Below are 12,776 nucleotides of genomic sequence, written 5' to 3' on the forward strand. Positions count from 1 at the left end.
CCACGCGGGAACGCGGCGGCCGACTCCTGGGATCCGCACACGCGCGCGCATTCGTCGAATGCGCGCGAAATCGCCTCGGATACGACGCGATTCTGCGCGCACCTGGCAAACGCGCGCGCGTTTGCGGTGGCCGGGTGGTGCGGCGACCGGGTGGTGCGGCGACCGGGTGGTTCGGTGACTGAGTTCTGGTGCACCCTCAGGTACGCGAGAGGACCGATCGCGCGAAGAACATCAGGTTCGCGGGGCGTTCGGCAAGCCTGCGCATGAAGTAGCCGTACCACTGCGATCCGTACGGTACGTACACGCGTACTTTGCGTCCCGCGTCCACGAGTCGACGCTGTTCGGGATCGCGGATTCCGTACAGCATCTGGAACTCGAACTCCTCGGACGATCGTCCTGCAGCCGACGCCAGCCTGTCCGCCGCCTCGATCATCTCCGGGTCGTGCGAGGCCACCATGGGGTAGCCGCGGCCGTACATCAGGATCTGCAGGCATCGGAGGTAGGAGTCGGAGACCTCGCGTGCACCCTGGAACGCCACCGACGACGGTTCGTTGTACGCACCTTTGCACAGTCGGATACGAGATCTCGGCCCGGACAGGTCGTGGCAGTCGGCCTCGGTGCGCCGCAGGTAGGCCTGCAACACCGTGCCCAGGTCGGGGAAGTCGACGCGTAGTTCCCGGACGATCGACAGGGTCGAATCGGTGGTGGTGTGGTCCTCGGCATCGACCGTCACCCACACCCCGGCCGCGGCCGCGGCCGTACAGATCGTCCGTGCGTTCTCGAGCGCCAGAGTTCGGTCGATTCCCTGGCCGAGTGCAGACAGCTTGAGTGAAATCTCGAGCGCGGTTGCGTCGGCTTCTCGCGTCGAAAAGCGTTGTACAAGTGAAAGATAGGCGTCCACGGTTGCCTTCGCCTGGCCTCGGTCGGTGGTGTCCTCACCGAGGTAGTCCACCGAGACGAACCGGCCCGACGCCAGCAGGGCGTCGACTGCGCTGACGGCCGCGGGCTCGGATTCGCCCGCAACGAAGCGGTCGACGAGGGACCGGGTGGCGCGTAGACGTGTCACGGTCGCCTGCAGTTTGGGTGAACGTGCGGCCGCGAGCAGGGCCGGACGCAGCGGATTGCTCAGCAGGGTGGTCATCGCGTGCCCTCGCCTTCCTGATGCGGGTAGCCGTGAGTGGTCGGCGGGACGAACGTTTCCTTCACGGTGCGGGCCGAGGTCCACCGCAGCAGGTTCTGCGGTGAACCCGCCTTGTCGTTGGTTCCCGACGCGCGGGCCCCGCCGAACGGTTGCTGTCCCACCACCGCGCCGGTCGGTTTGTCGTTGACGTAGAAGTTGCCTGCGGCGAATCGCAGTGCCGCATGGGCCTGTTCGACGGCGGTGCGATCGGTGGCGATGACCGCTCCGGTCAACGCGTACTTCGATCCGGTGTCGACGGTGCGCAGTGTCTCGGCATAGGCGTCCGGCCTGCTGTCGTCGTAGACGTGCACGGCCAGGATCGGCCCGAAGTACTCGGTGGTGAAGGCCTCGTCGGTGGGGTCGTCCCCGAGAAGCACCGTGGGGGAGACGAAGTACCCCTCCGAGTCGTCGCAGGTACCACCGGCGGCGATGGTCAGGCCGGGAACGGACTTCGCTCGATCGAGAGCAGCTGCGTTGCGGTCGAACGCCTTTCGGTCGATGACGGCACCGCCGTAGTTGGACAGGTCGGTCACGTCGCCGTACTTCAGTGCCGAGACCTGCTCGATGAACCCGTCGCCCATCGAGGCCCACAGCGACTTCGGTACGAAGGCCCTCGACGCTGCCGAGCACTTCTGACCCTGGAAGTCGAAGGCACCGCGAATCATGGCGGTGGTCAGCACATCCGGATCGGCGGAGCTGTGCGCGACGACGAAGTCCTTGCCGCCGGTCTCACCCACGAGCCGTGGATACGAGTGGTAGTTCGAGATGTTGTTGCCCACCTCGCGCCACAGCGTCTGGAATGTCGCGGTGGACCCGGTGAAATGGATACCGGCCAGCCGTGGATCGGCAAGGGCCACGTCGGAGACCATCGGTCCGTCACCGAGAACCAGATTGATCACCCCCGGCGGAAGGCCTGCGGCTTCGAGCAACTGGAGCGTCAGATATGCGGCGACGGCCTGCGTGGGCGAGGGCTTCCACAGCACGGTGTTGCCCATCAGCGCAGGTGCGGTGGGCAGATTGCCTGCGATGGCGGTGAAGTTGAACGGGGTGATGGCGTAGACGAAGCCCTCGAGCGGACGGTATTCGACGCGATTCCACACTCCCGGTGCCGAGACCGGCTGCTCGGCGAGAATCTGTCGGGCGAACGCGACGTTGAACCGCCAGAAGTCGATCAGCTCGCAGGGTGCGTCGATCTCCGCCTGGTAGGCCGACTTGGACTGACCGAGCATCGTTGCCGCAGCGATTCTTTCGCGCCACGGACCGGACAGCAGATCGGCGGCTCGCAGGAACACCGCGGCGCGCTCGTCGAAGGGAAGCTCGCGCCACGCGGGGGCCGCTGCCGTCGCAGCATCGATGGCGTCGCGCACGTCCCCGTGGGTGGCACCGGTGAAGCTACCGATGACCGACGAGTGTCTGTGCGGTTCGACGACGTTCTCGACCGGGCCGTCGGCCTCTCGGTGAATGCCGCCGATGACCTGACGGATCTCGACGGGGGAACTCCGGAGCTCGTCCAATCGGCTGCGCAAGCGGGCCCGTTCCGGGCTTCCGGGGGCGTAGGTGTTGACCGGCTCGTTGATGGGGGTGGGGACGGATGTGACGGCGTCCATGGCTGCTCCTCGTCTTCGGTGTGTGCTGCTCATTGAAGTCCGATCCGCACCTCGTTCAATCAGCCCACCGGCCAAAGAATCGGTGATCTACTTGTCCGCATGGCCAACACTGTGTCGCTGCGTTCGATGCTGACCTCGCTGCACAGCGCTGTCGTCGAACTCGTCCTCGCGCCGGCAGGAACGGATATGGAGGTCGAGTCCGTCGCGCTGCTCGATGCCGACGACCTGCGGCTGCCTCCGGGAGCATCCTCCGATCTGACGCTGCTGGTGGGCGTGACCGAGGCCGACGTGGTGCGGTGGTTCGACGATCTCGCGTTGCGCCCGGTGGCGGATCGACCGCTCGCGGTGCTGACCAAGGTCGCCGCCTCGACTGCGCTGTCCCACGGTGCGCGGGAGGCAGGTATCGCACTGGTCGCGGTGCACCAGCAGACACGGTGGGAGCTGTTGCTGTCGATGATGCGGGGAGTTCTCGACCAGGTCCGTGCCCAGAGCTCCGACGACGGACTGTTCGGAGCCGATACCGATCTCTACGAACTCGCGCAGACGGTGGCGTCGCTGACGAAGGGCATGGTGAGCATCGAGGACGAGCGCTCACATGTGTTGGCCTACTCGGCATCCGACGACGCGGCCGACGAACTGCGGACCCTGTCGATCCTCGGACGCGAAGGTCCGGCCGACTACCTGCGCAGACTGCACGAGCGAGGTGTGTTCGATCGACTCCGCCGCACCGACGACGTGATCGACGTACCGGCCGATACCGAACTGGGAATTCGGCGACGCCTCGCGGTCGGGATACGTCGCATGCACGGGAGCGCGACGACTCTCGGGACGATCTGGGTGCAGGAGGGTGCCGCCCCGCTCGCCGCCGACGCCGACGCGGTACTGCGCGGTGCCTCGGCCGTCGCGGCTCGACTGATCACCCGCATCGCGAACGCTCCGACCAACGAGGCCCTGCAGATTCAGCGCCTGCTCGGTGCACGGGGTGGCGGTGTCGACGTCCCGTCGCTCGCGTCGGCACTGTCGATCCCCGCCTCGGGATCGGCGGCGGTCGTCGGATTCGCTGCCTGCGGGGAATTCGAGATCAGCGCCCTGGCACCGTCTATCCGATTGCACGCCAGCGCATTTCGACGAGACTCGTTGGTCACCACCATCGGTGAGAGGATCTACGCACTGTTTCCCGGGGTGGCGTCGGGCACGGGGATCGCGGCGTGGACCGCCGATGCCGTCGGGCGAATCGAGACGCGCACCTCGCTGGCGTTGCGCGCTGCGGTCGCCGCACCGATCGCCGATCTCGACGGGGTGGCCGTGGCCAGATTCGAGGTCGACCGAGTGCTCGACGGCACCACCGGCGAGGTGCGGGTCACGACGCTCGAGGAGTCGAGAACCTCGGTACTGCTGGGCGAAATCCTGGAACTGATCGCCAATCACGAACAGCTACGAGACCCGCGCATCACCGCCCTCGACCGATACGACGCGACCAACGACTCCAGAATGCGTGAGAGCCTCGAGTCGTACCTGGCGTGTTTCGGTGACGTTCGGGCGGCCGCCGAGCGACTGCACATCCACCCGAACACCCTGCGCTACCGCATTCGACGCGTCGAGCAGATTCTGGACCTCGATCTCGGCGACTCCGATGCTCGCCTGTTGGTGGAACTGCAGCTGCGCATGTGAGAGCGGCTTCGCCGCACGTGAGCGGAAATTCGTAGCAGGCTACGAATTTTCATGCACGTGCGGCACCGGTGCTCGACCTGATCACCAGGCTCGGTTCGATGCTCGAACGCATGGTGCTTCGATTCCCGGTGTCGATCTGGTCGAGCAGAATCTCGACGCTCCGGATGCCGACGTCGGTGAACTCCTGGCGGATGGTGGTCAGGGGCGGCGAGAAGAATTCCGCGTCGGGAACGTCGTCGAAGCCGACCACACTGACGTCCTGCGGTACTCGCCTGCCGTGGACGTCCAGTGCGCGAAGCACCCCGAGCGCCATGGAGTCGTTGCCTGCGAACACCGCGGTGACGTCGGCGTTCCCGGCCAGTTCGCTGCCGGCCTCGAACCCCGATCTCGCGGTCCAGTCGCCGCCGAGAGTGGGCGGTGGCTCCGCGCCGGCATCCTCGTGGGCCATCCGCCACCCGGTGACGCGATCGGTGGCCTCGTACCACCCCAGCGGCCCGGCAACGTGCCACACGGCGCGGTGCCCGAGCGAGAGCAGGTGCGCGGTTGCGGCCTTGGCTCCGGCGATCTGATCGACCGAGACCACGGCCAGATCGCCGGCGGGCGAACCCTCGACGGCCACCAGCGGCAGCTCCCCGGCCAGATCGGCGATGTCGCCGCCGTCGGTGCGCAGTGGCGCGATGACGACCACGCCGTCGACGCCCTGCTTCTGCAACCGGCGCACGCAGGTGATGATCGCCGACTCGTCGAACGAGGTGGGGACGGCGACCACCACCGAGTAGCCGGCGTGGCGTGCTGCGTACTCGACGCTGTAAAGGGTCGAGACCGGGCCGTACAGAGCGTTTCCGGTGCCGACGATTCCGATGGTCTTGCTGCGGCCGGTTACCAGAGCACGAGCGGCGGTGTTGGGGCGGTATCCGAGCTCCGAGATCGCCCGATCCACTTTCGTTCGTGTCGCCTCGGTCACGTTGGGATGACCGTTGATGACGCGGGAGACGGTCTGGTGGGACACACCTGCGAGCCGGGCGACATCGGTCATGGCTGGTCCGCGTGTCGGCGTCATCGTCGTGCTGCTCCTCTCGCGTCGTCGAAGACAATCACAGCATGCCGGGTCCCTCGGCGCCCGCGAACATGCACGTCAGGTGGGTGTGTTCACCGCCGTGCCGGTCGTGGTGGGCGCAGGCTTGCCCTGCTCGGCACCGGTGAACATCTCGGCGGGCACGGGCACACCGAGATAGCTGCTCGGGGGCGCGGCTTTGTCGCCCTTGTTGCCCTTGCCGCTCGCTGCTCGACGCTTGGTCCAGATGTCGAACGCAACCGCCGCGAGCAGGACCAGGCCCTTGACCAGCTGAACGCGCTCACTGGGTGAGCCGATGAGCGACATTCCACTGTTGATCACGGCGATGATCAGCCCGCCGGTGAGTGCGCCGACGATGCGGCCGACGCCGCCTTGCACTGCCGCGCCGCCGATGAAGGCCGCCGCGATGGCGTCGAGCTCGAAGCCGTTGCCCGCGGTCGGTCCGGCCTGGTTGAGTCGACCGGCGAAGATGATTCCGGCCAGGGCCGAGAGCACACCCATGTTGACGAAGATCCAGAAGGTGACCGGCTTGACCTTGATGCCGGACAGCGAGGCAGCGTGGATGTTGCCGCCGATCGCGTACACGTGCCGACCGAACACCGTCTTGCCCGCGAGGGTGGAGTAGCCCATCACCAGCACGGCGAGCAGGATCAGTACGTACGGCAGGTTCTTGAACCGCGCCAGCTGCACCGCGATGGCGAGTACGAGAGCGGCAGCGAAGGCCATCTTGATCAGGAACAGCGGCAGTGCGTCCACGGTCTGGCCGTACTTCTGCCGACCCGTGCGAGATCGCCACTGGCTGAACACGATTCCGACGACCGCTGCAATGGCGACGAGCAACGTGAAGATGTCAGCCCCACCCAGTGGTCCGAGTCCCACGTTGCCGAGGAAGCCGGGCAGGAAGCCGTTGGACAGTGTGCGCACCGGCCCGGGGAACGGCCCGATGCCCTGGTTGCCGAGAACGATGAGAGTGACTGCGCGGAAGACGAGCATCCCTGCCAGCGTCACGATGAACGCCGGTATGCCGAAGTACGCGACCCAATAGCCCTGCCAGGCACCGATCAGGCCGCCGACGATCAACGTGATCAGCACCGCCAGTGGCCACGGCACGTTCTGTTGAACCATGAGGACACCGGCGATGGCACCGGTGGCCGCGACGACCGAGCCGACGGACAGGTCGATGTGGCCCGCGATGATGATCACGACCATGCCGATGGCCAGGATGAGGATGTACGAGTTCTGCACCACCATGTTGCTGATGTTCTGCGGCACCAGAAGCTGACCGCCCGTCAGCACGGTGAACAGCACGATGATCAGCGCGAAGGCGATGAAGATTCCGCTCTGGCGAAGGTTGCGCGTGAGCAACCCCCGCACGGTCGACAACTGATTCATCGAAGTACTCCTGTTCCACGGGTCATGAGATGCATGAGCGATTCCTGGGTCGCGTCCTCGCGAGTGACCTCACCGGTGATACGGCCTGCCGACAGTGCGTAGATCCGGTCGCACAGCCCGAGCAGTTCCGGGAGCTCGGAGGAGATCACCAGGACCGCCTTTCCGGCGTCGGCGAGATCGTTGATGATCGAATAGATTTCGAACTTCGCGCCGACGTCGATTCCTCGTGTCGGTTCGTCGAGAATGAGCACATCGGGATCGCTGAAGATCCATTTGCTCAACACGACCTTCTGCTGATTGCCGCCGGAGAGTTTGCCGACCACGGCGGCGACGTTCGGTGCCTTGATGTTCATGCTCTTGCGGAAACCCTCGGCGACCTTGAACTCCTGGTTGTCGTCGACGAAGCCTCCCGTCACCAGCTTGTCCAGGGCGGCGGTGGAGATGTTTCGCTTGATGTCGTCGATCAGATTGAGGCCGTACCGCTTTCGGTCCTCGGTGGCGTAGGCGATCCCGTGATGGATGGCATCGTTGACCGACTTGACGTGAATTTCCTCGCCGTACTTGTACAGTCGCCCCGAGATGTCGATGCCGTAACTTCGGCCGAAGACGCTCATGGCCAACTCGGTGCGTCCGGCACCCATCAAGCCGGCAAGACCGACGATCTCCCCGCGGCGCAGACTGAGATTCGCCTTGTCGACAACGGTCCGGCCGTGCTGCGTCGGACTGTGCACGGTCCAGTCCTCGATACGCAGAACTTCCTCTCCCACGGTCGATTCGTGCGGCGGAAACCGGTGCTCGAGATCGCGGCCGACCATGAGCGAGATGATGCGATCCTCGGTGACCTCCGGGTCTCGCATATCCAGGGTCTTGATGGTCCGGCCGTCACGGATGATCGTCGTCCGGTCTGCGATGGCCGCGATCTCGTTGAGCTTGTGCGAGATGATCACGCACGTGATGCCCTCGTCCCGCAGACCGCGTAGCAGGTCGAGGAGGTGAGCGGAATCCGAATCGTTCAGTGCCGCAGTCGGTTCGTCGAGAATCAGCAGCGTCACGTCCTTGGACAACGCCTTGGCGATCTCGACGAGCTGCTGCTTGCCGACACCGAGGTCGCTGACGACGCTGACGGGGTTCTCCCGCAGCCCTACCCGGTTCAGTAGGGCTGCGGCCTCGGAATTGGTGCGGTTCCAGTCGATGAACCCGCGCTTGGACCGCTCGTTGCCGAGAAAGATGTTCTCGGCGATCGAGAGGTACGGACTCAGCGCGAGTTCCTGATGGATGATGACGATGCCCTCGGCCTCGCTGCCCCGGATGTCGGAGAACTCGCACGGCTTACCGTCGAACACGATGTCGCCGTCGAAGGTGTCGTGTGGGTACACACCCGACAACACCTTCATGAGCGTCGACTTGCCTGCGCCGTTCTCGCCGCAGATCGCGTGGATTTCGCCGCGATTCACCGAGAGAGTGACGTCCTGTAGAGCCTTGACGCCGGGAAAGGTCTTGGTGATGCCACGCATCTCCAGGATCGGGCTCGTCATCTCCGAACTCACTTCAACTGGTCCTGGGTGTAGTAGCCGCCTTTGACCAGAACCTGCTCGTAGTTGCCCTTGTTGACGATCTCGGGCTGCAAAAGGTAAGCGGGAACGACCTTCTCACCGTTGTCGTAGTCCGTGGTGTTGTTCGTCTCGGGCGTCTGACCGTCGAGCATGGACTGTGCCATCTGAATGGTGACCTCGGCCAGTTCGCGGGTGTCCTTGTAGATGGTGGAGTACTGCTCGTCGGCGATGATGGACTTCACCGACGGCACTTCGGCGTCCTGTCCGGTGACGATCGGGTACGGCTGCCCTGCTGTTCCGTAGCCGTTGCTCTTGAGTGCGGAGAGGATGCCGATGGACAAGCCGTCGTACGGCGAGAGCACGCCCTGCACCTTCTGGCCGGAGGAATACGTCTTGGTGAGCAGATCCTCCATGCGCTTCTGGGCGGTGGCCGGATCCCAGCGCAGTGTCGCAGCCGTCTCGAAATCGGACTCGCCGCTACCGATCTTCAGAGTTCCCTTGTCCAGGTACGGCTTCAGGGTGTCCATGGCACCGTCGAAGAAGAAGGTGGCGTTGTTGTCGTCGGGCGAACCGGCGAAGACCTCGATGTTCAACGGGCCGGCCGGGGCATCGGCCTTGTCGGTGCCGTCCTCGTTCTTCAGGCCGAGACCGACGAGAAGCGACGTGGCCTGGTCGACGCCGACCTTGTAGTTGTCGAACGTCGCGTAGTAGTCGACGTTGGGGGAGTTGCGAATGAGGCGGTCGTACGCGATGACGCCGATGCCGTTGTCCTTGGCTTCCTGCAACTGCGTGGTGATGGCCGTGCCGTCCACCGAAGCAACGATGAGGAGCTTTGCGCCCTGGGTGATCTGGTTCTCGATCTGGTTGACCTGAGTGGGGATGTCGTTCTCGGCGTACTGCAGATCGACCTTGTAGCCCTGGCCCTCGAGCGCGCTCTTGAGATTGTCGCCGTCGGCGATCCATCGAGCCGAGGACTTCGTCGGCATCGTCACGCCGATCAGCGCGCCTGCCGTGCTGCCGCCTTCGGCCGGAGCCTGGTCCGCGGTCTTGGTGCTCGATCCACACGCGCCGAGCGTGAGGGTGAGCGCCACCGCGGCTGCGGCGATGGATAGGTGTCGAAACTTCATCGTTTCTCCCTGCGTAGTGGAGTAGACCGTGAAGCGCTGTCCGCCGGGGTGTCCCGTGTGGTTCGCATCACATCAAGACGAAAGTGTGAGCGATAACATCGGCATTGTCAAAGATTTCTTTTTCGCACCCGCGTGACCAGTGTGAGCGCTAACATCGGCCGACTCGAAAAGGCCAGGGACGTACCCGTCGGACGGGTCAGTGCAGTTCGTGCACCGACTGCTTGCCGCTCTTGAGCCAGCGACTCGGGAGTCGGCCGACCAGCTCTCCCAGCGGATGTACCGCGGCCGAGAGGATCTCAACGGAATCCTGCAGGATGTCGATCGAGATGCTCATCCGCTCGATGTTGGGGGCCACCGACGTCAACGTCTCCGAGAGCTTGACCAACTGATCGAGCGGGCCACCCTTGGCGGTCAGTCGCTCGATGGCTCCGTCCTCGGCGAGGAGCGTTTCGAGGATGCCCTCCTCGGCGATGGCGCGTTCGATGAGGCCGTCCTGACGCGTGAGCACCTCGAGCGGGCCGTCCTTGGCCGTCAGTCGTTCCAGCGGTCCGTTGGTGGCGGTGATGCGGTCCAGCAGACCGCCCTCGGCGAGCAGTCGTTCGAGCGGTCCGTCCTCGGCGAGCAGCCGGTCCAGGGGTCCGCCGGGAGCCAGGATTCGCTCGACCGGGCCGCCAGGGGACAGCAGCCGCTCGAGGGTGCCGTCCTCGGAGGTGAGGCGGTCCACGACGCCACCCTGGGCGAGCAGGCGATCGAGTGGCCCGCCTTCCTTGAGGGCGTTGCCCAGGGCGCGGTCGTCGGAGGTGAGCTGGCCGAGCTGGGCCAGCAGTTGCATCGTGCCGCCGCGCGGGTTGGCGAGCGAGGCGACACCTGCGGTGCCCGACGCACCGGTGGCCAAGGCCATCCTGGTGGTCGCCAGAGCGACCTCCGCGACGCCGATCGCCTGTTCGGCGATGGCAATTCCGGCGCGCGCGGGCAGTGTGATCGCTGACACCCAGTTCATCGTTTTACTGTAACTGCTCGTAGCCCGGAAAATCAGTGAAGAACCTTCAGTCCGACGACGCATCCGACGATGCCGACCAGAAGCGCAACCTTGAGCAGCGAGGCGGATTCTGCACCGGTGATCATGGCGTACGTGACGGTGAGGGTGGCACCGATTCCCACCCAGACGGCGTAGGCGGTGCCGGTGGGCAACGATCGCATCGCGATCGCGAGGCCGATCATGCTGAGCACCACCGCGACGCCGAAGACGACGGACGGTCCGAGTTTGGTGAAGCCCTCGGACTTACCGAGTGCGGTTGCCCAGATCGCTTCGAGGACGCCGGAGACGACGAGAATCAGCCAAGCCATGAGAAATCACTCCTTGCACCGTCTTGTCGCTGTTCGGGTACGGTGCGCTCGTCCGATTGTCGGAAGTGACTTGTACGATCGTACCAATTCGTGTGCACGGTGGCCATGGCGTCAGTAGGCGTACGTGTTCGCCGGTGCCTCGATCCGCGCGACCGCCGACACCGTCATCGTGGGTGTGAACGACGTGTCCTCGGTCGCGGTCGCCGCGTCGACCGTCCCCGAGATCTCCAGCCAGGTGCCGTCCGGAATGTCGTCGAGAGCCGCGCTACCTGCGTCGAGATGGATGCGAACGGACCTGGCGTCGGCCGCGCAACAGATGATGAGAATGCGGGCGAGGTCGAGGCCCTCTCTCGTGCCGTCGGCGCGCGGCGAGCCTCCGTTCGCGGTGGCGACGGCGAATCCGGTGACGCGAATCTCCCGTCCGTCCAGGCTGCCTTCGGTGTCCCTGACCGCGCGTTGCACGACATCGAGCAGCGGAACCTCGGGCGCGTACTCGTCCGGCAGGGCTGGAAACGCCGTCCTCTGACGATCGGACGCCGAGGTGACGGATCGATCACCCACTGCCGAGACTCCCAGCGCGGGCGGTGCGACGAACAGGATGACCGCGAGCGGAACCAGGAGCAGCCAGTACGGTCGCGAATCATGGTCGTGTCCGTCGTCTCCGGGCCCACCGCGGCGGATGTCGGCGACGATCGACGCGATCGCCAGGGCGGCGATCAACACCCCGGCGGTCAGCAGATACGGATGCAGTGACGGTTTGACGTATCGCACAAAGCTTCCGTCCACCGAGATCTTGACCGTGGCTCCGCCGAGGAGCAACAGCAGCAGATTCTGTACCTCGCGTCTCATCGCACACCCAGGAACACGTAGCCGCTCACCGAGGCGCACACGATCGCCACGACGAAGGTCAGGGGAGCGAAGCGAGCCACGAAGCCGCGTCCGAAGCTGCCCGCCTGCATCGCCATCAGCTTCACGTCGACAGCTGGTCCCACCACCAGGAAGACCAGCCGCGGCAGCAGCGGCAGCATCGACATGCTCGCCGCGACGAACGCGTCGGCCTCCGAGCACAACGCCAGGACCGCCGCGAGGACGGCCATCACCAGGATCGACAGCAACAACTGGCCGGCGAGATGGGCGAACACCCAGTCGGGGACCACCAGATGCAGCAACGCGGCGGCCGCTGCTCCGAACACGAGAAAGGCTCCGGCCTGCAGCAGGTCCGTACGCGCGGACTCACGGAACGTCTCCCACTTCGAGGTGCCGTGCCGGTGTTCGCGATCGGCGAGGCGAGCGGTGATCCACTCGGCCTTGCCGAACCTTGTCCACAGCCGGCCCATCACCAGAGCGGTTGCGAGCGAGCCGATGAACCGCGCGAGAACCATCGCCGGCTCGCCGGGAAAGGCCACCGCGGTGGAGACCAGGACGACGGGGTTGATCGCCGGTGCCGAGAGCAGAAACGCCAGGGCTGCAGACGTCGGAACACCCTGATCCATCAGCCGGCGCGAAACGGGAACGGCACCGCACTCGCAACCGGGCAACGCCATTCCCGCGAGTCCGCTCACTCCGACGGCAGCGGTGGCGTTCTTCGGCACCACCTTCTGCAGCACCGCGGGCGAGACGAAGGCGGCGATGCCTCCGCTGACGAGCACTCCGAGCACCAGGAACGGCGTCGCCTGCACGAAGATCCCGGTGAACACCGTCGCTCCGGTCCGCAGTGCAGGGGACGAGTCGACCCACCGGGCAACGTCGGCACCGAACGCGATGCCCAACACGAGCAGAGTTGCGAATACGTGCATGGATGACACGGGAGGCCGAACCCTGGTG

Annotated in this window: 11 protein-coding genes and 1 riboswitch; of the genes, 1 reads left to right on the forward strand and 10 read right to left on the reverse strand. The window is 65.4% G+C overall.

Features of this window, described 5'->3' with window-relative positions; translation table 11 throughout:
• Positions 1-196 precede the first annotated feature (196 nt).
• Positions 197-1,141 carry a proline dehydrogenase family protein gene (locus CH276_RS06520; protein WP_094630408.1) on the reverse strand — a complete coding sequence of 315 codons (945 nt, stop codon included), beginning with the start codon at positions 1,139-1,141 and terminating at the stop codon, positions 197-199.
• Positions 1,138-2,787, reverse strand: coding sequence for an L-glutamate gamma-semialdehyde dehydrogenase (gene pruA, locus CH276_RS06525; RefSeq protein ID WP_094656524.1), 1,650 nt, complete (start codon positions 2,785-2,787; stop codon positions 1,138-1,140). Before pruA ends, CH276_RS06520 begins: the two co-directional genes overlap by 4 nt.
• Positions 2,788-2,886: 99 nt before the next feature.
• Here pruA and CH276_RS06530 point away from each other — a divergent pair, with 99 nt between their 5' ends.
• Positions 2,887-4,458: a PucR family transcriptional regulator gene (locus CH276_RS06530; protein WP_094630410.1), complete on the forward strand. Its 1,572-nt coding sequence runs from the start codon at positions 2,887-2,889 to the stop codon at positions 4,456-4,458.
• 49 nt (positions 4,459-4,507) lie between these two features.
• Here CH276_RS06530 and CH276_RS06535 read toward each other — a convergent pair whose 3' ends face one another.
• The 8 genes from CH276_RS06535 to CH276_RS06570 form a co-directional block, all read right to left on the reverse strand.
• A complete protein-coding gene (locus CH276_RS06535) occupies positions 4,508-5,518 on the reverse strand; it encodes a LacI family DNA-binding transcriptional regulator (protein ID WP_094630411.1) in 1,011 nt (336 codons plus the stop codon).
• Between the two features lie 75 nt (positions 5,519-5,593).
• Positions 5,594-6,925, reverse strand: a complete 1,332-nt coding sequence (mmsB, locus tag CH276_RS06540) for a multiple monosaccharide ABC transporter permease (protein WP_094630412.1) — start codon at positions 6,923-6,925, stop codon at positions 5,594-5,596.
• On the reverse strand, positions 6,922-8,460 hold the full coding sequence (gene mmsA / locus CH276_RS06545) for a multiple monosaccharide ABC transporter ATP-binding protein (protein ID WP_094630413.1): 1,539 nt from the start codon (positions 8,458-8,460) through the stop codon (positions 6,922-6,924). Before mmsA ends, mmsB begins: the two co-directional genes overlap by 4 nt.
• 8 nt (positions 8,461-8,468) lie before the next feature.
• Complete coding sequence (gene chvE / locus CH276_RS06550) at positions 8,469-9,605, reverse strand: multiple monosaccharide ABC transporter substrate-binding protein (protein ID WP_094630414.1); 1,137 nt, start codon at positions 9,603-9,605, stop codon at positions 8,469-8,471.
• 196 nt (positions 9,606-9,801) lie between these two features.
• Positions 9,802-10,605 carry a hypothetical protein gene (locus CH276_RS06555; RefSeq protein WP_037194493.1) on the reverse strand — a complete coding sequence of 268 codons (804 nt, stop codon included), beginning with the start codon at positions 10,603-10,605 and terminating at the stop codon, positions 9,802-9,804.
• A gap of 32 nt (positions 10,606-10,637) precedes the next feature.
• Positions 10,638-10,952 carry a DMT family transporter gene (locus CH276_RS06560; RefSeq protein WP_032395964.1) on the reverse strand — a complete coding sequence of 105 codons (315 nt, stop codon included), beginning with the start codon at positions 10,950-10,952 and terminating at the stop codon, positions 10,638-10,640.
• A 12-nt stretch (positions 10,953-10,964) separates the two neighbouring features.
• A riboswitch (guanidine-III (ykkC-III) riboswitch) is annotated at positions 10,965-11,027 on the reverse strand.
• A 36-nt stretch (positions 11,028-11,063) separates the two neighbouring features.
• A complete protein-coding gene (locus tag CH276_RS06565) occupies positions 11,064-11,801 on the reverse strand; it encodes a TIGR03943 family putative permease subunit (protein WP_094630415.1) in 738 nt (245 codons plus the stop codon).
• Positions 11,798-12,748 carry a permease gene (locus CH276_RS06570; protein ID WP_254924179.1) on the reverse strand — a complete coding sequence of 317 codons (951 nt, stop codon included), beginning with the start codon at positions 12,746-12,748 and terminating at the stop codon, positions 11,798-11,800. Before CH276_RS06570 ends, CH276_RS06565 begins: the two co-directional genes overlap by 4 nt.
• Positions 12,749-12,776 lie beyond the last annotated feature (28 nt).

The organism is Rhodococcus sp. 06-470-2 (assembly GCF_002258235.1).
Taxonomy (GTDB): domain Bacteria; phylum Actinomycetota; class Actinomycetes; order Mycobacteriales; family Mycobacteriaceae; genus Rhodococcoides.